General features: G+C 60.0%; 4 protein-coding genes. 2 read left to right on the top strand and 2 right to left on the bottom strand.

All coding sequences use genetic code 11. From position 1 onward, the window contains the following. Positions 1-80: 80 nt before the first annotated feature. On the top strand, positions 81-1,394 hold the full coding sequence (locus EDC30_RS02040) for a hemolysin family protein (protein ID WP_132256778.1): 1,314 nt from the start codon (positions 81-83) through the stop codon (positions 1,392-1,394). Positions 1,395-1,464: 70 nt separating this feature from the next. On the opposite strand, the gene EDC30_RS02035 is transcribed toward EDC30_RS02040, so the two are convergent. Together EDC30_RS02035 and EDC30_RS02030 are read right to left on the bottom strand one after the other, a co-directional pair. Further along, on the bottom strand, positions 1,465-2,241 hold the full coding sequence (locus EDC30_RS02035; protein WP_165973700.1) for a 4'-phosphopantetheinyl transferase family protein: 777 nt from the start codon (positions 2,239-2,241) through the stop codon (positions 1,465-1,467). A 1-nt stretch (position 2,242) separates the two neighbouring features. Next, positions 2,243-2,935, bottom strand: coding sequence for a thioesterase II family protein (locus tag EDC30_RS02030; RefSeq protein ID WP_165973699.1), 693 nt, complete (start codon positions 2,933-2,935; stop codon positions 2,243-2,245). A gap of 413 nt (positions 2,936-3,348) precedes the next feature. On the opposite strand from EDC30_RS02030, the gene EDC30_RS02025 reads away from it, so the two are divergent. Beyond that, positions 3,349-23,868, top strand: a complete 20,520-nt coding sequence (locus EDC30_RS02025) for a non-ribosomal peptide synthase/polyketide synthase (RefSeq protein WP_132256772.1) — start codon at positions 3,349-3,351, stop codon at positions 23,866-23,868. Positions 23,869-23,895 lie beyond the last annotated feature (27 nt).

Genomic DNA, 23,895 nt, shown 5'->3' with positions numbered 1-23,895 from the left:
GGGCAAGTCGGTCAAGCCGTGCGTACGCGGTACAATACCGATATGATAAATTCCCGAGCACGCATTGGGTGCTCACAGAAATGGAAATAGCCTTACTGTTTGGTTTGATCATCCTGAATGGCCTGTTCGCCATGTCGGAAATCGCGCTCGTGACCGCACGAAAAATCCGCTTGCAGAAGCTGGCCGACAGCGGCGACGGTTCCGCGAAAATCGCGCTGCAATTGGGAGATGATCCAAACAAATTCCTATCCACTGTCCAGATTGGCATTACCTCGATCGGTGTGCTTAACGGTATCGTCGGTGAAGCAACGCTGGCTCGGCCCTTCGGCATCTGGCTCGAGTCCTTCGGTATTCCGGTTCCCGTATCCGAGTATTTGGCCACGGCGCTGGTCGTTGTGACCATTACCTATTTTTCCATTGTCATGGGCGAGTTGGTCCCCAAACGCCTTGGGCAGATCGCGCCGGAAGTCATCGCCAGGCTGGTGGCCAGGCCGATGGCTTGGCTGGCGGCCATTGCGAAACCGTTCGTGATGCTGTTGTCCGGGTCGACGCAACTCGTGCTGCGCAGCTTTGGCGTGAAGGATTCCGGGCCGCATGCGATGACCGAAGAAGAACTGCACCTGATGCTGGAAGAGGGGTCGGATGCCGGCATCATCGAACAGCATGAGCACCAGATGGTGCGTAACGTGTTCCGGCTGGACGATCGTCAAATTGCCTCCTTGATGGTGCCGCGCAGCGAGGTGGTGTATTTCGACGTGGAGGATAGCCTGGAGGAAAACCTGCAGCGCTTCGAGGCGTCGCAACATTCCCGTTTTCCCGTCGTTCGCGGTGGCTGGAACAATATTCTTGGCGTAACCAATGCGCGGCAAATGCTCCAGGCAACCCTGCGAGGAGAAAAACCCGATCTGCTGAAAGACCTGAAGCCGGCGGTATTCGTGCCGGAGTCGCTGACCGGGATGGGCTTGCTTGAAGAATTCAAGAATTCCGGCGTGCAGCTCGCCTTTATCGTCGATGAATACGGCGAAGTGCAGGGCATCGTCACGCTGCAGGATGTGATGGAAGCCATCACGGGCGAATTCAAGACGCATCATGCCGAGGATGCGTGGGCGGTACAGCGCGAAGATGGTTCCCTATTGCTGGACGGCCTGATCCCGATTCCCGAATTGAAGGACCGCCTGGAGCTGTCAAGCGTGCCGGAAGAGGACCGTGGCCGTTATAACACGCTGAGCGGCATGCTGACGCTCTTGCTTGGCAAACTGCCGCAGACTGCCGATACCTGCGAATGGGAAAACTGGAAATTCGAAATCGTCGATATCGATGGCATGCGGATCGACAAGGTGCTGGCCACGAAAAATCCTGAGGCTTCGACAGAAGACATCTGCGGGGGAAATTAGCTTTTGCACCCGGGTCGCTGACGGTGGCACGCTTTGGCAATTGCACGAGGTGGCGACCGCAGTGATGCGTTCAGGCTAAGCTTGTCGTTAGCTGCCTGGTCCGAAATGGCGCCAGGCTTCCATCCGCCAGGTTGAATTCAAAGTAGTGAATTGATCCGATTGCCGTGCCGGCGTTGCATGCCGTTGCGATCGCATGGCCGGGGGACGGCTGCCAGGCATCAAACAGCCAGTTCATCTTTTGATGGGCCGAAAGGCCTGGATCTTCCAGCAGCATTTCCGCCGGAATGATGCTTATTTGCCGAAGCGGCGCGGACATGCCGAGCCCGGTAGCCTTGATATATGCTTCCTTCAATGTCCAGAGCCTGAAAAAAGCGTTGAGGCGTGAGGACGCATCGATACTTTGTCTTTTCAGGTAATCCAGCTCCCGCTCCGAAAACACGGTTTCCGCCACGCCGTCGAGGTGCGTCATTTCACGTACCCGTTCGACGTCTATGCCACAGTCATGCTCCTGCGTCATGACGCAGGCAACCATGCCGCGGGTGTGGCTGAGGTTGAAGCGCAAGGGTGGCTGCCCGGAGCCTGCAGCGAGATAGGGCTTGCCGTTGGCGTGGCGGGCGAATGCCAGTTCCTGCGGCGCGCATTGCAGGTAATGTGCGATGGCAAGGCGTGACAGTGCGTGTGCCGCGACAAAATGCTGGCGGTCATGCTCGAAATGAAAGCGGTGGCAGCGTTCACGCTCTTCATCGTTCAACAGGCTGTCATATCGTTCCAGCAGCAACGCCAACGGTAAAGGCTCGGGATGCGAGACCCAGACATGAAGCTCCGTGCGGAGCGCTTCGCGCAGCATGTCAATAATCTTCCAGCGCCCTTGCCACGATATTGAGCATCGCCGGGTAGTGCTGTTGGATGAAGAAATGCCCCCCGGGGAACATGTGGCGCTTGAAACGGGCCGACGTGCAACTCGCCCAGGCATCCAGATTCTCCATCGGCACGGCTTCATCCGCCAGGCCGCCGAACACCGAAACCGGAATATCGAATGGCGCGCCAGGTTCGTAATGCCAGGTTTCGAGGGCTTCGAAATCCACGCGCATGATCGGCACCATCATTTCCATCAGTTCTTCATGTGCCAAGACTTCCGCCGGCGTGCCGCTGAATTTGCGGAGGGTGTCGATGAATTCAACGTGCGGCAGCGCATGGATCGGCGCGCGTCGTGACGGCAATTGAGGCGCGCTGCGGCCCGAGAGGAACAGGTGTCGCGGCGCGGGCAATCCTGCAGCCTGGAGTCGGCGGGTCAGTTCAAAGGCTACGGTGGCGCCCATGCTGTGGCCGAAAAATGCATATGGCCGGTCCAGCAGGGATGGCAAGGCACTTTCGATATCGGCGAGCAAGGAGTCCAGGCGATGGCAGGGCGCTTCGCGCATGCGGGTAGCTCGTCCCGGATACTGGATTGAAACCAGTTCGATATCAGCAGGAAGCACTGTGGGCCATTGATGAAAGGCCGACGCCGAGCCGCCGGCATAGGGGAAACAAATCAGCCGCATGCGGGGCGCGGACAGGGTGCGCGGCCGGATGAAACATGGTGACGCATGGTTTTGCGCGGGTGTAGTAGGGAGCATCGTGCGATTGTGAGTCTTTGTCTTGCCTTAATTAAGGACGATCCTAAACCGTGCTGCCGGCATGTCGGAGTTCAGCGCATTGCCGACCCGAAATTTGTATCGGGAAACGTCGTGACCTTACAACAGTTCTAACACATTCTACTTTCGGTAGCTATTACCATAAGGAAACATGGTAGTTTTACTCGGTTCTATTGTCATTTGGTAATTTCTAAGAATTGCTTGATAAAATTCAATCAATTGTGCAGTGCCACAATATACTTTTTGGCAACTTAATGTTGTGTGCGGCGCAGCAAAAATAATAATTTGCACTATTTGACTAAGAACAAGAAAGGAACAACATGCATCCGGTGGCGCCTGAAGAGATCAAGACATTCGTAGATCTGCTGTCTTACCGGGCAAGAGAGAAGGGCGATGCATTAGCCTTCCGTTTCCTTTCCTATTCAGCCACTGGCATCGAAGAAAAAACTATCACCTTTGCCGAGCTTGATGCCCGCGCGCGTCGTATTGCCGAGCATCTCCTGCAAATCTGCCGTCCGGGCGACCGGGCCTTGATGCTGTATCCGTCGGGACTCGAATTCATCGAAGCCTATTTTGGTTGTCTTTACGCCGGCGTCATCGCCGTGCCGGGCTATCCGCCCAAGCGCAATCAAAAGCTGGGGCGGTTGAAATCACTGGTGCAGAACTGCCAGGCCAGGGTAGCACTGACCGATTCGCAGACCCAGGCCATCGCCGAGCCGCAATTTGCGGAAGTGGCTGAGCTGTCCTCGCTCGACTGGCTGATCACCGATAAGATCGACGCTGTCGCGCCGCTCGCAGATAAAACGTCCCTGCCTCAAATCGGTACGGATGACATCGCATTCCTGCAATACACGTCCGGCTCGACTGGTGACCCGAAGGGCGTCATGGTCAGCCATGGCAACCTGATGGCCAACTCGCGCAGCATCTATACCGCCATGGGCCATGGGCCGGAAACCGTGGTGGTCGGCTGGCTGCCGCTGTTCCATGACATGGGCTTGATCGGCAATGTCCTGCAGCCGGTCTACGCCGGCATTCCGGCAACACTGATGGCTCCCGCCTCGTTCCTGCAGCATCCGTTGCGCTGGCTCGAGGCGATTTCGACTTACCGTGCCACCACCAGCGGCGGACCGAACTTTGCTTATGACCTGTGCGTCGGCAGCGTCAAGGATGACGAACTGGCCCAGCTGGATCTGCGCTCCTGGAACGTGGCATTCAACGGCGCCGAGCCTATCCGTCCTGAGTCGCAGCGTGCCTTCAGCAAGCGATTCGGTGCCTGTGGCTTTGATCCATCCGCGCATTACGCCTGTTACGGCATGGCGGAAACGACGCTGCTGATCACCGGCATCGAGCCGGGGCAGGGCGCACGCACCTCGTCTTTCGACCGCGAGGAACTACAGAAAAATCGCGTTGTGCCATTGGCCGGCACGCCTGAAGAAAGCCATGAACTGGCCAGCTGCGGCTATTCGCGCTGCGAGCAGGGTGTGCTGATCGTGAATCCGGAGACGCTGACCCGTTGCGCGGATCGGGAAGTCGGCGAGATCTGGGCGTACGGTGACAGTAATGCCAAGGGATATTGGCAAAAGCCGGATGCCACGGCTGCCACTTTCGCGGCACGGCTTGCCGATACCGGTGAAGGCCCGTATCTGCGCACAGGCGACCTCGGTTTTGTGCACGATGGGGAGCTGTTCATCGCCGGCCGCTTGAAGGATGTGGTGATCATCCGCGGCATGAATCATTATCCGCAGGACATCGAACTGACGGCATTCGAATCGCATGAAGCCTTCATGCCGAATGGCGCGGCGGTTTTCACGATCGTCGAAGACGGCGAGGAGCAGCTGGTCGTGGTGCTCGAAGTCAGAAGGACGCACTTGCGCAGCATGGATCCCGACCTGCTGGCGCGTGCCATCCAGCAGGCGGTGGTCATGCAGCACGAGCTGCAGGTCCACAACATCCTGTTCATCAAGCCGGGGCAATTGCCGAAGACTTCGAGCGGCAAAGTGCAGCGCCAGGCTTGCAAGAAGCTATTCCTCGCAGGTGAGATCGACGCCATTGCCCGCATCGACAAGTCGGATGAACCGGCCGAAGGCGAGCTGCCGAGTTTTGACCGGTCGTCCTGGGACTCGCTGGAACCGCAAGAACGTCTCGTCCGGGTTGAAAATTATCTGGCGGCGGTGTTCGAAGCATTTGCGCAGCTGCCTGCCGGATCGATCAGGCGTGACGTTCCCGTGCTTGGCTATGGCCTGGACTCCTTGGCATTGACACGCCTGGCTGCGCATGTGGCGGAGGATACGGACGTCGCCCTGCAGGTGCAGCACTTGTTCGAGCACGAGACCGTTTCTGCGCTGGCAGGATTTCTCAATGACGCGCTGAGTAACGTTTCCGCTTCCGGACAGCGGCAGCGCATCGTTCCGATGGCTCGCGAAGGTGTCACGAGCCAGAACCTGCCATTATCGTATGCGCAGCAGCGCATGTGGTTCCTGATGCAGTATGAGGCGAGTTCGCTCTATAACATTGCCGGCGTGCTCGGCATACGCGGGGAGCTGAATGTCGCTGCGCTGGATATGGCATTCCGGGAGATTTTCCGCCGCCATGTTGCCTTGCGCACCCGTTTCGTGATGCATGGTGACCAGGCCGTACAGGTCGTGGATGAGGCTAGCGACTGGAAGCTGTCGGTCATGGATCTCAGCGACCGCAACCAGGCAGAAATCGACGATGCCATTGCGCGCGACCTGCACTACGTTTTCGACCTGTCGCAGGATATTCTCTTCCGCGCCAATCTCTACAAGCAGCCGGACGGCAGCCATGCGCTCGTGGTGTGCATGCACCATATTATTTCCGACGGTTGGTCCGTTGCTGTGCTGATGCGGGAACTGTCCGCGTTGTACGCAGCCTTCGACAGCGGCAAGGCATCGCCGCTTGCCGCGCTGCCTGTGCAATATGCGGACTATGCGGCATGGCAGCAGCAGTACTTGCAAGGAGATGTGCTCTCGCGCCAGGAAGCGTACTGGAAAGGTCAGCTGCAAGGAGTGATGCCCTTGAATTTGCCGACGGACCGGGTGCGTCCGGCGCGGCCTGGGCATGCCGGCAATACGATCGCGCTGCAAATCGATAGCGAATTGACCGGCGCATTAAAGTCCGTCGCACGCGAACAGGGCGCCACGCTTTACATGACCCTGTTGGCTGCTTTCGGCACGTTGTTGCATAAATATAGCGGCCAGGATGACTTCTGTATCGGCAGTCCAATCGCCAACCGCAACCATCCCGAAATCCGCGAACTCATCGGCTTCTTCGTCAATACATTGGCCTTGCGCGCGAACTATGGCGGCGATCCGGAATTCGGCGCGCTGCTGAAGTCGGTGCGCAAGACTACGGTTGATGCCTATGCGCATCAGGATCTGCCGTTTGAGAAAGTCGTCGATCTGGTTACGCCCGAGCGCGATCTTTCCACTTCGCCGCTGTTCCAGGTGATGTTCGTGCTGCAGGATGCTGCGCAAGGGAATCTCTCGTTGAATGGCCTGGAGGTCTCCAGGCATGCAACAGTTTCCGGCACGTCGAAATTCGACCTGACCCTGGAGCTGCAGGAAACTTCGGAGGGCTTGAGCGGGCATATCGAGTACAAGACCGAATTGTTCGATGAAGCCACCATCCTGCGGCTGGCTGCGCACTTCCGCCGGCTGCTTGTCGCCATCGTCCGTGCGCCAGCTGCACGGCTGAGCCAGCTGCCGCTGCTGGATGTCGACGAGCGGCATACCCTGCTCGAACTCTGGAACGATACCGAAAAAACTTTCCGCCAGCCCGAGCGGCTGCATCATCTGTTTTCACGCCAGCTGGCCAAGACACCGGATGCGCCGGCAGTCGTCGCAGGCAATGAGCGGCTCACTTTCGCCGATCTGGAAGTGCAAGCCAACCGCCTGGCGCATTGCCTGATTGCGCGCGGCGTGTCGGCGAATTCCATCGTCGGCCTGTGCGTCGAGCGTTCGCTCGATATGGTGGTCGGCATGCTGGCTATCCTGAAAGCCGGTGGCGCCTATCTGCCGCTCGATCCGAATTATCCGGCCGAGCGCCTGCGTTACATGCTGGAGCAATCCAGGGCTGCGGTGCTGGTAACACGGCCCGTGCTGGAAAATATTTTCGCCGGCATGGAAGTCCCGGCGATTCTGCTCGACCCGGCACAGCCACTGGCATCGTATATCTGGCCGGGCACGGATCCGAAAGTCGAAACGGACTGCGACGACCTGGCCTATGTTATTTACACCTCAGGTTCGACGGGCCGCCCCAAAGGTGTGCCGATCAGCCATGCGGCAATCTGCAACCAGATGGGCTGGGTACTCAACCAGTTCCCGATGCAGGCGGATGACCGCATGCTGCAAAAAACGCCGTTCAGCTTCGATGCTTCGGTATGGGAAATCTGGGCGCCGCTGATCAGCGGTGCGCAACTGGTGCTGGCCGCCCCGGATGGTCATCAGGACGTCGACTATCTGGTCGAAACCATCGTCAACGAGAAAATCACCCAGCTGCAGGCGGTGCCGGCGCTATTGCGCGCCATGCTGGCGGCTCCCGCCATCGGCAAGGTGACGTCGCTGCGCAGGATTTTCCTCGGTGGCGAAGCGTTGCCGGTCGACCTGGCGCGGCAGGCACAGCGGCTTGCCGGGAAGGTGATCAACCTTTACGGTCCGACGGAATGCAGCATCAATGCCAGCTGGTTCGACATGGGCAACCTGCCGGCGCGCGCGCAAGGCTACGTGCCGATCGGGCGGCCGGTCAGCAATCTGCAGTTCTATGTGCTGGATGCCCAGTTGCAGCCGGTGCCGATGGGCGTGGCCGGCGAGTTGCACATTGCCGGCGCCGGCCTGAGCCCGGGCTACCTGCACCAACCCGAACTGACAGCGCAGCGGTTCGTCGATAATCCGTTCAACACCCACGACAGCCCGAAGCTGTACAAGACAGGCGACCTGGTGCGCTATCTGCCAGGCGGCCAGCTGGAATTCATTGCGCGTATCGATGAGCAGATCAAGATCCGCGGCCAGCGCATTGAACTGGGCGAGATCGAAAAAGTGCTCGCCGAGCAGACTGGCGTGGTCGAAAGCGCGGTGGCGGTGAAGGGCGGCGATGGCATGCAACGCCTGGTGGCGTACGTGGTCGCTGCCGACGCCAACTTGTCGCATGACGATTTGCGTGCGCGCCTGGCTCAGGCGTTGCCCGAATATATGGTGCCTTCGATATTCGTCAGCTTGCCGGCGCTGCCGCGAAATAACAGCGGCAAGGTCGACCGCAAGGCGCTGCCGGAACCTGTGAAGCCGAACTTCACCGAATACCAGGCACTCGCTACACCGACGGAGAAGTCACTTGCCGCCATCTGGAGCAAACTGCTCGACGGCGCGGAAGTGCATGGCAAGTCGAATTTCTTCCATATCGGCGGCCACTCGCTGCTGGCAGCGAGGATGGTGGCGCGGATCCGCGAACAGTGGCGAATCGCCTTTGCCATTCGTAATGTGTTCGAGGCGCAGGAACTCCATGCGCTGGCTGCGCTGATCGACCTCGCCGCCGGGATCGAACGGTCCGAAGTGGCATGCATCCCGCATGTACAGCGCGGCGGCCCGCTGGCCTTGTCGCATGCCCAGCAGCGCATGTGGGTGGTCAACCAGTTGGATGAGCATTCGGCACAGTACAACATGCCGGCTGCGATCGACCTGGAAGGCAAAATCGATGAGGCCGCGCTCGAACGCGCCTTCGATGCCTTTATCGCTCGCCATGAGATTCTGCGCACGGTGTATAGGGCGCAGGATGGCGTGCCTTATCAGGAGATACGCGAGCAGGTCGATTTCCAGTTGGCCAAGGTCGATTTGTCCAGCCTGGCCGGGGCTGCGCAGGATGAGGCGCGTGAAGATGCCGTGAGAAATGAGGCGTTGCGCCAGTTCGATCTTTCATCCGACCTGATGCTGCGCGCGACGCTGGTCCGCTTGTCCGTTTCGCGCCATACGCTTCTCGTGACGATGCATCATATCGCCAGCGATGGATGGTCCAGCGCCATCCTGGTAAAAGAACTGTCGGAGCTGTACGGCGCCTTCACGGAAGGACGCACTGCAGAACTGCCAGCCTTGCCGATCCAATATGCGGATTACGCGGCCTGGCAAACCCAAACATTGTCGGGCACTCGCCTGGAGGCGTTGCGTTCGTACTGGCGCACTCAGCTGGCTCAATTGCCCAGCGTGCACAATCTCCCGCTGGACCGTGCACGGCCGGCATTGCCCAGTTATCGTGGCGCTGCCGTGGAGCAGATGCTGCCGCATGAGCTGACAGCGCGCCTGAAACGTCTCGCCAATGAGCAGGGGACCACCTTGTTCACGGTTTTGCATGCCGCGTTTGCCAGCCTGCTTCACCGATTCAGCGGCGAATCCGATATTGTCGTCGGCACGCCGGTTGCAAACCGTGAACTGAGCGAATTGGAGCCGCTGGTCGGCCTGTTCGTCAACACGCTGGTTTTGCGCAGCGATTTATCGGAAAACCCGGATTTCATCGGGCTCCTGCAGCAAAGCATGGCAACGTTTACGGATGCCTATGAACACCAGGATTTGCCGTTCGAAATGCTCGTCAACGAGTTGCAGGTCGAGCGCAGTCAAAGCTTCAACCAGCTGTTCCAGGTCATGCTGGTATTCCAGAGCGGCGGCGAAAACCGCCTGGAATTGCCGAACCTGACTTCGTCGGGTATCCGCGAGACGGCCGGTTTGACCAAGTTCGATCTGACCTTGAATGTGGTGGAGTCGGATCGCGGCCTGAAATTGTCGTGGGAATACGCCACCGACCTGTTCGAAGAATCGTCCATCCAGCGCATGGCCGAGAGCTTCGGCGTGCTGCTGAATGCGGTTGCGGCCCAACCCCAACAATCGGTCAAGCAACTGCCGCTGGTGTCCGAGCATGAGCGCGCTTCCTTGATGGGGCATGCCAACGCATTGGCGAACGATGCATTCCCTCCTGCCTGCAGCCACCTGTTGTTCGAAGCCCAGGCTGAGCGCATGCCGCAGGCTGCGGCGCTGCGTTTTGGTGATGAAGAGGTCAGTTATGCAGAGTTGAACCGCCGCGCCAACAAGCTGGCGCATTATCTCGTCGGCCTCGGTGTTCGGCCCGATACGCTGGTCGGTTTGTGCGTGGACCGCTCGCCGGACATGGTGGTGGGGCTGCTCGCGATTCTCAAGGCGGGCGGCGCTTACGTGCCCTTTGATCCGTCGTATCCTGCCGACCGGCTGCGCTACATGCTGGAAGATTGTGGCGCCAAGACCGTGCTGATCCAGTCTGCGCTGGCGGATTTGCTGCCGGTATCGGGACAGCGCCTGGTCATCATGGACGATGACCAGATTACGAACGGCCTCCCTGAGAATAATATCGATCCGGACAAGATCGGCCTGATGCCGCAATCCCTGGCCTATGTGATTTACACCTCTGGTTCGACCGGCAATCCCAAGGCATCCCTGCTGATGCACCAGGGCTTGTCGAACCTGGCGCAGGCCCAGGCGGAATTCTTCCACGTTGAACCGGAAAGTCGCCTGCTGCAGTTTGCCTCTTTCGCTTTCGACGCCGCCACTTCGGAAATCTTCATGGCGCTGTGCGCGGGGGCGACGCTGCATATCGTGCCGCGCGAGCTGGTGCAGTCGGGCCCTGAACTGTCGGATTACGTTGCAGGCAACGGCATCACGCACGCGACCTTGCCGCCGGCATTGCTGCCGGTGCTGGAACGCGACAAGTGGCAATCCATCCGTCATCTTACGGTGGCGGGCGAACATTGCCCGATTGGTCTCGTGCGCGAATGGGCGCAAGGACGCGCGTTCTACAATGCTTACGGTCCGTCGGAAACATCGGTTTGCTCCAGCATGGCATTGCTAACGCCGGATACCGACGTCGTGCACATGGGGCGGCCGATGCGCGGCGTGCAGTTGCATGTGCTCGACGATGCGATGCAGCCAGTGCCGCACGGCGTGGCCGGGCAATTGTTCGTCGGCGGACGCGGCGTGGGCCGCGGCTACCTGGGCAGGGATGAGCTCAACAGCGAGAAGTTTGTCGACAATCCTTTCGGCGACGGCAAGTTGTACGCCACGGGAGACCTGGTGCGCCTGCGCGCCGATGGCAATCTCGAATTCATCGGCCGCATGGACAGCCAGGTCAAGATTCGCGGTTTCCGTATCGAGCTGGGTGAAATCGAAGCCAGTCTGGCACGCCAGCCCGGCGTGGCGGACGTGGCCGTGGTGGTGCACAAGGACAAGGACCAACAGCCGCGCCTGGTGGCGTACATCGTGGCCGCAGATGCGGCGGCGACGCCGGAATCGCTGCGCGCCAGCCTGGCGGCATCGATGCCCAACTATATGGTTCCATCCGCTTTCGTGCTGATGGAATGCTTCCCCATGACGCCGAACGGCAAGGTCGATCGCAAGCGTCTGCCTGAGCCGGACGTCGCCAGCCTGGTGCAGACCGAATTCGTGGCGCCGCGCAATGCCAGCGAAGAAGCATTGGCTGCCATCTGGAGCGGTTTGCTGGGTCTCGACAGCATCGGCGTACACCATAATTTCTTCGACCTCGGCGGCAATTCACTGTTGGCGATTCAGGCGATTTCGCGTATCAAGGAACAGTTCGGCGTACAGATGAAAGTCGCCGACCTGTTCGTCTATACCAGTATCGCCTCGCTGGCACGACGCCTGGAGGAATTGGCTGCGGATGACTGCAGCAAGACAAGCATGCCGCTGGTTACGCCGCGTGCGGGTGGAGATATCTTGCCGCTGTCGCTGGAACAGCAATCCTACTGGTTCCTGTACGAACTCGAAGGCGGCAGCGCCACCTACAACATTCCGGCGGCGATTCGCCTGAATGGCCGCCTCGATATCGGCGCGCTGGAACGCAGCTTCGCCGAGCTGATCGCGCGTCATGAAAGCTTGCGCACCGTATTGGTGGTCGAGAATGGCCAGCCGTCTCAACAGGTGATGGCTTCTCCGGAATTCGTTCTGCATGTCGATGAGCGCAAGGAAAACCGCTACAAGGAAGTGCTTGACCGGCAAATCGAGCTGGATGCGCGTTATGTCCTGGACCTGAGGAAGGAAATTCCGATCCGCGCGGTACTGCACAAGATTTTCGAAGACGATCATGTGCTGACCATCCTGCTGCATCACACCATGGCCGACGGCTGGTCGCTGGATATCCTGATCCGGGATCTGTCCGAAATCTACAATGCCATCGTTGCGGGCCAGAGCAATCCGCTGTCGCCCTTGCCGGTGCAGTACGGTGATTATGCGCTGTGGCAGAAAAATGTCCTGGAAGGCGAACATTTTGAAAAACAGGTGGTGTACTGGCGCGACACGCTCAAGGGCGTGCCGCCGATGCTCGACTTGCCGACCGATTTCCCGCGCCCGCCGGTGCAGAGTTACCGCGGGCAGGAAGTGGCGTTTGCCTTGCCGTTCGAGCTGACGCGCGCATTGAACGAGTTTGCGCGAAAGAATAAGACCACGCTGTTCAACACACTAATGGCGGGCCTGAACGTGCTGCTGTCCCGCTATAGCCGCAATGACGATATCGCTATCGGCACGGCGATTGCCAACCGCTCGCAAACCGATCTGGAGCCGCTGATCGGCTGCTTCGCCAATACCCTGGTGATCCGCAACCGGGTCGAGCAGGAGCTGAGCTTCGTCGAGCTGGTCAAGCGCGTGAATGGCGCGGTGTTTGCCGCCTACGAACATGCAGGCGTGCCGTTCGACGTGGTCGTGGACGCCGTCCAGCCGGAACGCAGCCTGGGCGTGCCGCCGATTTTCCAGGTGATGTTCCGCCTGCATAACCAGCGCAGCGGCGAGGGCATCGGCTTCGCCGGCATGAAGGTCGAACGCATTGCGATTGCCAGCGACAGCGCCAAGCTGGATCTGAATTTCTCGCTGGTGGAAACCGAGTCGGGCCTGGAAGGGGTGATCGAATACGCCACCGATCTCTTTACGGAAAAGACGATCCGCCGCATCGCGCGCCATTTCCAGCTGCTGCTGGAGTCGGCCATGGTGGATAGCCAGGCGCCGATCGAAAGCCTGAATCTGTTGTCCAGGGAAGAGTTCGATCTCGTCGAGCAGTGGAACGATACGGATGCGCCGTATCCGCAGGACGAGTGCATGTACCAGCTGTTCGAGACTAGCGCTGCCCATGCGCCGGACAACCTTGCCTATGTCTGCGGCGATGTCCGCCTGACGTATGCCGAATTAAATGAGCGCGCCAACCGCCTGGCGCATTATCTGCGAACCCTGGGTGTAGGCCCGGAGGTCAAGGTCGGCGTGAGTGTCGGACGCACAGCCTGGGCTGCGATCTGCATGCTGGCCGTCTTCAAGTCGGGGGGCACCTATGTTCCGCTCGATCCGAAATACCCGAAGGAACGCATCGACGTCATGCTCGACGTCGTCAAGCCGCAATTCATCCTGAGCGTGCCGGAGATCGCCGGCCTGTTCGCGGGCGTGGCTGCCAAGCTTGTATTGGTCGATCAGATCGAGAGGGAACTGGCGGCGCAGCCGACGCACAATCCTGCGGCGATCGGCGCCGACCATGCCGCCTATATCCTGTTCACTTCCGGCACTACCGGTCGTCCGAAAGCGATCCTGGTAGGCCATCGTGCTTTCCGCAACATGGCGGAATCGCACCGCTGGGCGAAGCTGCACGGCGCCGGCAACCGCGTCCTGCAGTTTGCCTCGCTGAGCTTCTCGATTTCGATGTGGGATAGCTTCATGGCCTGGGTGCCGGGCGCGACGCTGATCGCCGCCAACGACGAACAGGCCATGCCGGGCGAAGCGCTGTACGAATTGCTGCAGCGCGAGCAGGTGACGCATGCCACCTGGCCAGTTTCGCTCCTGTCCACTCTGCCGGTCGAACGCATCCCTGCCAGCCTGCAAACCATTATTTCTTCCGCCGAGCCTTGCAATGACGCCGTGGTGGCGCGCTGGACAGCGCGTGGCGTGCGTTTCCTGAACATGTACGGCAACTCCGAAGTGTCGCTGGGTTCGACGCTGTACGAGTACCACAAGGTTGGACAGAAACTGACCATCGGCGTGGCATTCCCGAATACGCGGATGTACCTGCTCGACAAGCATTTGCGCCAGGTGCCGGTCGGCGTCATCGCGGAAATCCATACGGCGGGCGCCGGCCTGGCGACGTGCTACTTCGACAATCCCGAGGCGACGGCCAAGAGCTTCATCTGCAATCCATTCTCCCGCGACGAGAACGGACGCCTGTACAAGACCGGCGATCTCGGCCGGTATTTGCCGAATGGCGAGATCGAATACATCGGGCGGGAAGACTTCCAGGTCAGCATCCGCGGCTTCCGTGTCGAGTTGGCGGAGATCGAAAGCGTCTTGCGCGAAGCGGCGGGAATTGCCGAAGTGGTCGTGGTCAGCCAGCAGGATGCCAGCCAGGTCGCCAGACTTGTCTGCTTCTACGTGGAACGGGCGGACGCAAGCTCCGCCTCGGCAGCGCAATTGCGCGAGCTGGTCGCGGCCAAGCTGCCCAGCTACATGGTGCCGTCACTGTTCGTGCGCCTGGATGCCATGCCGCTGACGCCGAATCGCAAGGTAGACCGCCTGGCGCTCGCGAAGATGTCGATCGATGACAGCCAGGATCTAAGCTTTGTCGCACCCCGGAGTGATCTGGAAAGAGCACTGGCGGCGATCTGGTCGGAAGTGCTGGGACTGCAGGAAATCGGTATCACCCGCAATTTCTTCGAGATCGGCGGGCATTCATTGCTGGCGGTGCAGGTCGTGGCTCGCATCAAGGATGGCCTTGGCTTGCCGATGTCGATCAAGGACCTGTTCACGCACAACACGATCGAGTCGCTTGCGAATTACCTGTCCGGCCTCGACTCGCAAGGAGAAGCCGGCCTTCCGCCGATTACGCCGCGCGAAGGAAGCGGCCTCATCCCGCTGTCGCTGGACCAGAAGCCTTACTGGTTCCTGCATCAGCTCGAAGGCGGCAGCCATACCTACAACATCCCGTTCGCCATGCGTCTCTTCGGCACGCTGGATGTCAAGGCGCTGGAACAGAGCCTGCGCAGCCTGATCGAACGGCATGAATCGCTGCGCACGCTATTTCCGGTCAAGGATGGAGAACCGGCGCAACAGGTCGTGGCGAGTCCCGATGTCAGGCTCGCGGTGCTGGCCTTGTCGGCGGCGGAAGTGGAACAAGCCGTGCGGGCCGATTTCCTGCACGTGTTCGACCTGGCGCGCGAGCTGCCGATCCGCGCCCGCCTGTTGCAGGTCGATGACGGCAGCCACGTCGTGACGCTGGTGGTCCATCATGTCGTTGCCGATGGCTGGTCGCTGAATGTGCTGGTGCGCGAACTGACCGAGCTGTACACCGCCTTCAGCAGCGGCGCCGGCAATCCGTTGCCTGAACTGGCGCTGCAGTATGGCGATTACTCGGAGTGGCAGCATCGCAAAGTAATCGGCGCGGTATATGACCGCCAGACGGCATTCTGGAAGGATAAGCTGGCTGGGCTGGCGCCTTTGCTGAATCTGCCGCTGGACTATCCGCGCCCGCCGTTGCAGAGTTATCGCGGCAGAGAGCTGGCGATCGCATTGCCATTTGCCTTGTCGGCGCGTCTGAACCAGTACGCCCGCCAGCACAACACGACGCTTTACAACCTGCTGTTGGCCGGCCTGGCGATCCTGTTGTCGCGTTACGGTCGCACCGACGATGTCCCGGTCGGCACGGCGGTCGCCAACCGTCCGCAACGCGAGCTGGAAGACATGATCGGCTGTTTCGCGAACACCCTGGTGATCCGCTGCCGCGTCAATCCCAAGCAGAGCTTCCAGCAGCTCGTTGCCAACGTTGGTGAAGAAGCACTCGAAGCCTTCAGCAACGGCAGCGTGCCGTTTGACGGCGTCGTGGAAGCGGTGCAGCCGGAGCGCAGCCTGGGCGTGCCGCCGATATTCCAGGTGATGTTCCGCCTGCATAACCAGCAGATGGCACAGACCAGTTCGTTTGCCGGGCTGCGCAGCGAATTGCTGAACATTCCCACGCAGAGCGCCAAACTGGACCTGAATTTCTCCCTGGCGGAAAGCGCCGACGGCATCGGTGGCGTCATCGAGTACGCTACCGATATCTTCAGCGAACAGACGGTGGCCCGTATCGCCCGCCATTATCAGACCGTACTGGCAGCAGCGCTGTCTGACGCCACGACCCCGATCGAGCATCTTTCGGTCGTGACGGCGGAAGAAATGGAACAGGTCAGGCAGTGGAACGCGACGACGATCGCCTATCCGCAGGACGAGTGCATGCACCACCTGTTCGAGCGCGCTGTCGAGCGTGCGCCGAACAAGCTGGCCTACGTTTGCGGCGATGACCGCTTCAGCTACGCGGAATTGAATGCGCGCGCCAATCGCCTGGCGCATTTCCTGCAAAGCCGCGGCGTCGGACCGGAAGTCCGCATCGGCGTTAGCGTCGAGCGCTCCACCTGGGCGGGTATCGGCTGCCTGGCTGCATTCAAGTCGGGCGGCACTTACGTCCCGCTGGACGTGAACTATCCGAAAGACCGCATCGCCCGCATGCTGGAGGTCGCCAGGCCGAAGATCATCCTGACGCTGTCGTCGATCGCGCCATTGTTCGCAGGCTGTGATGCGGAAGTGATTTGCCTGGATACCGACAGGGAAAGCATTCAGTCGCAGCCGATCTTCAATCCTCCGCGTATCGGCGCGGATCACTCGGCCTACATCCTCTTTACTTCCGGCACGACCGGCAAGCCCAAGGGCATCCTGGTCGGTCATCGCGCCTTCCGCAACATGGCCGTGTCGCACGAGTGGGCGGGCTTGCTCACTCCGGACTGCCGCGTGCTGCAGTTCGCTTCGCTGAGCTTTTCGATTGCGCTGTGGGGTGCGTTCATGGCATGGGTGCCGGGCGGCACGCTATACAGCGTCACGCCGAAGCAGGCATTGCCGGACGAGCCATTGTACGACCTCCTTGAGGAAAACCAGATCACGCATGCGACCTGGCCAGTGTCGCTGCTTTCCACCATGCCGGTGGAGCGCATGCCATCCAGCCTGAAGACCGTGATCTCGTCGGCTGAGCCCTGCAACGATGCCGTGGTGGAGAAGTGGACACGCGCCGGCGTGCGCTTCCTGAATATGTATGGCAATTCGGAAGTGTCGATCGGCTCGACCCTATATGAATACAAGCAGATTGGCGAAAAACTCACCATCGGCAAGCCATTCCCGAATACGCAGATGTACCTGCTGGATGAAAGCCTCAAGCAGGTGCCGATCGGCGTCATCGCGGAGATCCATACCGCTGGCGTGGGACTGGCGACTGGCTACGTCGACGATCCGGTGGCGACCGCCAGGAGCTTCATCCCGAATCCGTTCTCGGACATGCCGGGTTCGCGCATGTACAAGACGGGTGATCTCGGACGATATCTGCCGAACGGGGAAATCGAATTCATCGGGCGCGAGGATTTTCAGGTCAGCATCCGCGGCTTCCGTGTCGAATTGACAGAAATCGAGGATGTCTTGCGCGCGATTCCCGGCGTGCTGGAAGCGGTGGTTACCAGCCGCGACGACCAGCAAGGACTGGCAAGGCTGGTTTGCTTCTATACGCTCAACGAGGCGGCGGAAATCGGTGCAGCCGAGCTGCGCAAAGTGGTGGGCGACCGGCTGCCGAATTACATGGTGCCGTCCCTGTTCGTGCGGCTGGATGCGATGCCGTTGACGCCGAACCGAAAGATTGACCGGCTGGCATTGTGCTCCTATCCGATCGAGGAAAACGAGGATGGGCGTCATGTCGCTCCGCGCAATGCCGTCGAACGGCGCCTGGCCGCCATCTGGGAAGATATTCTCGGCATGCGCGAGCTCGGCGTGCGGCACAATTTTTTCGAGCTGGGCGGGCATTCGCTGCTGGCGACCAAGACCGTATCGCGGATCCGCGCGGAGTTCGGGGTCGAGTTGTCGCTCCAGCAGTTCTTTGAGCATGCCACCATCGAAGGCCTCGCCGAACTGGTGACCAGGGCCAACGCCGCCTGTGCCGACCGTCCGATCCGGGTGCTGGAAAAGCGTGACCTGGTGCCCTTGTCCTATGCGCAGCAGCGCCTGTGGTTTCTCGACCGATACGAGGAAAACAGCAATTTCTATCATATGCCGAGCCTGTTGAAGGTGAGCGGCAGACTGGATGCGGCCGCGCTGGAAAAGGCCTTTCTGGCCCTGATCGAGCGTCACGAAGTGCTGCGGACGAACTTCATTGCCCAGGATGGCCGCGGCATGCAGCAAATTCATGCGGCAATCGACTGGTCAATGGATGTCGTCGAACTGGATGGCGCAACCACAGAGGAAAAGGAAAGCCAGCTGGCCGGACATATCGGGCGCCAGCTGCAAACCGGCTTCAAGCTTGACAGTGACGTGCTGCTGCGCGCCGTGTTGTTCCGCCTCGCCGATGACGAACATCGTCTCTTCATCAACATGCATCACATTATCTCGGACGGCTGGTCGATCACCGTGCTGATCCGGGAGGTGAGTGCCCTGTATGCCGCCATCGTTCAGGGCGAAAAACCGGCGCTTTCGCCTTTGCCTGTGCAGTACGCCGATTTCTCCGTTTGGCAGATCGAACACCTGCAAGGCGCGCTGCTGGCAAATCAGGGCGGCTACTGGACCGAGAAGCTGAAAGACCAGGCGACGCTGTCGCTGCCGCTGGATTTCGACCGCCCGAAAAACCAGACCTACAATGGTGACCGCCTGAAGTTCGCCATCGACGCCGATCTGCGCGCGAGCCTCGAAGACTTGAGCAAGCGTCATGGTGCGACCCTGTTCATGACGTTGCTGACGGCCTTCAATGTCATGCTGTCGCGTTATTCAGGCGATACCGATATCAGCATCGGCACGCCGGTCGCCAACCGGGTGCGCGCCGAGATCGAGCCGCTGATTGGCTTCTTCGCCAATACGCTGGTATTGCGGTCAGACCTGGAAGGCAATCCTGAATTCACCGCGCTGCTCGAACAGGTACGCCAGACCACGCTGGAAGCGTATTCACACCAGGACATTCCGTTCGAGAAGGTAGTGGATCTCGTGCTGCCGGAGCGTGATCCGTCACGTTCGCCACTGTTCCAGGTTTCGTTCTCGCTGCAGAATATGGCCGAAGGCAAATTCAACCTGCCTGGCATCGAAATCAGCAATGTGGCATTGGAGAACAAGACATCCAAGTTCGACCTGCTGCTGGAAATCCTCGACAACGAAAACGGCATGGACGCGAGCTTCGAGTTCAATACCGATCTGTTCAGGCCTGAATCGATCCTTGGCTATGTCGCGGCTTACCTGCATCTGTTGCGCGCCATTGCGGAAAATCCGCAACAGCGCCTGGCGAGCCTGCCACTGGCTGTCGAGTCAGCACCGCGCTCATCGCTGGCCTGGGCAGACTATCCCTTGCTGAAGGCCCTGCATGTGGCACAGGCTGTCGGAAATGAAACCGTTGCCTATTCGCTTACCGATAGCGAAGGCAGGGCAGTGCCCATGGGGGCCATCGGCCAGCTGCATCTGCATGTCGTTGACGGCGAATCGCCGGCCGCGACCGGCTTTACCGCCCGCGAAACGTCGCGAGGCCTCGTATTGTTGAGCACGCCGGACGACGTGGCATTGATCGATGGCCAGCTGGTTTATCCGCGTGCTGTTGAACAATGCTTGCTTCAGATGCCTGGCATGCAGGATTGCCACATAATGGTTCGCACGCATCCAGGCAAGGGGCATCAACTTGTCGCGTACATGGTATGTGACGGCGAAATGCCTGATGAGGAAGCTAGCAACGCTTACCTGACGGAAGGCGGCATGCATGGCGTCAGCCTGCTGGCATGTGTCAAGGTACCGGCGATTCCGCTGACCCGCCATGGCGCGATCAATGCACGTCAGCTGCAGAAACTGGCCGTGCATAACCAGGCAACGCTGAAAAACTGGGCGCAAGAAGTCGCGAGCAATACCAAAGTCCGGCAAGCGATCCTCCTGGAACAGGCTGCAGAAGACGCGCAGTCGGTATCGCACCTGTTCGACTTGCTGCCTCCAGAAGCGCGCGGCATGACTGCGGCGACAACACCGCAGGTCAGGAAGGCGAAAAAGGGCGACAACCGCCCGGTATCCGACGTTCCGGCCGTAATCATCAGCGATGCGATCATCGGTACGCCTCATCAGCCGGCGGTGCTTGCCGACATGCTGATCCACACCGCCATGTCGCACCCGGATCGCGGCATCAGCTTCTATTACGCTGACAACTCCACAGCAGAGCTGTCGTATCCCGAGCTGCTGCACCGCGCGCAATGCGTACTGAGCGGCTTGCGCGGTACCGGCATCGCCGCCGGTGACAAGGTGATTTTCCAGTTTGCCCGCAGCGAAGACTTTATCGCCGCGTTCTGGGCTTGCGCGCTGGGCGGCTTTATTCCGGTGCCGATTGCGGCAGCGAAGAACTACCGCAGCAGCAATGCGCAAACCTTGAAGATCGCCCATGCCTGGAGGATGATGGACAAAGCCATCGTCCTGGCGGGCGACACCATTGTCGAAGGCGTGCGCAATATCGGCACGCTGGAAGGCATCGCGGATTTCACGGTGCACGCAATCGGCGCGATGTATGACGAGGAACCGGCGCGCGAATTCCATCGCGGCTCCAGCGACGATGTCGCCCTGATCATGCTGACTTCCGGCAGTACCGGCATGCCCAAGGGCGTGCAGCTGTCGCACGCCAACCTGATCGGCCGCAGCATGGGCTCGGTGCAGATGAACGGTTTCCATGCCGGCATGCCGTCGTTGAACTGGATGGCGCTCGACCACGTCGGCGGCATCATCTATTTCCATATCCGCGATATCCATACCGGCGCAACGCAGGTGCAGGCCGATACCGATTACATCCTGGCCGACCCACTTCGCTGGCTGCAGCTGATCGATCGCCACCGCATCAATATCACCTGGGCGCCGAACTTTGCCTTCTCGCTCATCGTCGATCGCCAGGATCAGCTCAAACAAGGCCGGTTTGACCTGAGCTGCCTGAAGTTCATGCTCAACGGCGCGGAAGCGGTGGTGCCGAAGACCACGCAGACCTTCATCGAGCTGCTGCAGGCATATGGCCTCGGAGATGACTGCGTCAAGCCGGTATACGGCATGTCCGAAATTTCTTCCGGCGTGACCTATTCCAGCCGTTTGAAGCTTACTTACGGCAGCGACGATACCGTCTTCGTCTCGGTCGGCAAGCCGATCCCGGGCGTCAACATGCGTATTGTCGACGGCAATGACCAGCCGATGATGGAAGGGCAATCCGGCCGCCTGCAAGTCTCGGGCGTGACCGTCACGCACGGCTATCTCGGCGGCGAAGCGATCAACCGCGATGCCTTTACCGCCGATGGCTGGTTCAAGACGGGCGACCTTGCTTTCATCGAAGGCGGCGAACTGACCATCACGGGACGTGAAAAAGACATCATCATCATCAATGGTGTCAATTTCTATAGCCACGAGATTGCCGAGGTAGTGGAAGCCGTGCCGGGAGTGACGGTGTCTTACACCGCAGCATGCGCGGTGCGCCGCGACGGCAGCAATAGCGACCAGCTGGCGATCTTCTTCCACAGCGTTAAAAAAGGCGGAGAGCTCTCCGAACTCATCCGCCAAATTCGCCAGGCGGTAATGGAGAAGATTGGCGTCAATCCTTCCTATATCGTGCCGCTGGAAAAAGACCAGGTGCCGAAGACGGAAATCGGCAAGATCCAGCTTTCTCAACTGGCCGGCGCATTCAATCGCGGGGAATTCGACCATGCCTTGCGCGCGCTGGATATCGCGGAGCGTAATGACAATACGCTGCCCGACTGGTTCTTTAGCAAGGCCTGGGTAAAGAAACAGCTCGGCAACGTGCTTGCGCTGCCCGGCAATGGTGTCACGCTGGTATTTGCCGACCGCAGCGGCATTGCGGAAAGGCTGCACCTGTCCGGCCAGGTCGTAACGGTATCGGCAGGACAGGGCTTCCAGGAAAATGGCGACAGCTTCCGTATCAATCCGGCGCTGTCGGAACACTATGTGCAGATGCTGAAGTCGCTCGCGGGCCGCTCGCTGACGATCGAGCGCGTGATCAGCCTGTGGGATTGCGACAGTTCCTCGTCGGGCAAGGATGCCTTGATGAGCCGCGCGCCGCTGGCCGATTCGATCGGCTTGTATTCAGCCTGGTACCTGGCACAGGCATTGGCGTCGCAGCAGAACGCGATGCCAATGCGCTGGATCTGGGTCGGGCGCGGCGCTCAGCGTGTAGCCGTGGATGAAACCTTGAATCCGGATAAGGCGTCCGCGCTCGCATTGCTGAAGACCTTGAGCAAGGAGTTCCCATGGCTGCATTGCCGCCATGTCGATCTGGCGGCGGCGACAGATGAAACTGACCTCGCCATGCAAGCTGCGCAAGTGGCTAAGGAAGCGGGCGCTATTCATGCCGATGAAGAAGTGGCATACCGCGCCGGTCGCCGTTACGTCTCGCGCCTGCGCCGGCAAGACCTGGCCAAGGATTCCGGCAATGACAAGGGCGGCATGCAGCTGCAGACCGGTGGCGCCTATCTGATTTCCGGTGGCCTAGGCGGCATTGCCTTCGCGCTGGCGCGCACGATGCTTCGCCAGTTCGGCGCGCGCCTGCTGCTGGTTGGCAGGACGCCGCAAACCGAGCTGAGCGCGGAAAAACTCGACATGCTGGAAGATCTGCAGCGCTTGGGCAGCGTCAGCTACGTCGGCGCGGATACTTGCGATTACCGCGCCATCGAGAAAGCCGTGGATGAAGCCGAGGCGGGCTGGCAGCAAAAACTTGCCGGCGTTTTCCATCTCGCGGGTCTGGCCCGCGAGGAAGCGATGGCAACGCAAACCATTCACAGCCTGCACGACACCTTGCGTCCCAAGACACTGGGCACGCGTGTGTTGTATCGCATCTGCGAACAACGCGGCAATGCCCTGTTCGTCAACTTCTCGTCGGTCAATGCGCATTTCGGCGGCAGTGGCATGGCGGCGTACAACATCGCCAACCGCTATCAGGAAGCGTTCGTCGAAGCTGTGTCGAACAATGCTGCCGTCAGGAGCGTGAGTATTTCCTGGAGCCTGTGGCATGACACCGGCATGGGCCGCCAGTACCGCGAAGCGGAAGGCCTGTCGCGCTCGCTCGGTTTCACGCCCATCAAGGTCGCGCAAGGCATGAATTCGCTGCTGGCCGCGCTGTGGCACGGTTGCGGCAATGTGCTGATCGGCCTGGACGATACCCGTCCGAACGTTCAGCGGCATGTCGATTGCGTACGCCTACGGCAGCGTCCGATTCTTTGCTATTTCACCGGCAACGAACCGGATCTCGCACGCGAAGTGGCGGCGGGAAGCGTGCCGCGTGACGAGTTCGGCAATCCGGTTGAAGTCAGCTATCACCAGATGGAGGCGTTGCCTTTGAAGGAAGACGGCAATGTCGATACCGCCGCATTGCGACGCAACATGGTGGCGGCAGGGCCTGCGCGTGCGGAAAAGGTGGCGCCACGCGACGAGATCGAAACGACGCTGACACGCATTGCCAGCGAAGTGTTCGGCATTACCGAGCCGATCGGCGTTCGCGACAACTTCTTCGACGTCGGCGCCAATTCGCTCCTGATCGTCAAACTGCACCACGAGATCCAGGAGCAGCTCAATGTGCAATTCCCGATGGTTGAACTGTTCAATTCGACTACCGTCGAGAAGCTTGCTGCCTTTATCGGCCAGCAGAGCGGACAGGGCGGCGATGGGCCGGCAGGGAACAGCGCAGCAGACGCGGCAAGGGCGGCCGGGCAGGAAAGGCGCGCTGCAATGCAGCGTCGAAACCGTTCGCGCGAACGCAAGGTCGCACGCTAATATCAGTTTTACCGGATGAGTAATTTA

This window comes from Paucimonas lemoignei (assembly GCF_004342585.1).
Classification (GTDB): Bacteria; Pseudomonadota; Gammaproteobacteria; order Burkholderiales; family Burkholderiaceae_D; genus Paucimonas; species Paucimonas lemoignei.
Note: the sequence above shows the minus strand (reverse complement) of the source record. Positions and strands in the feature narration are given on the sequence as shown.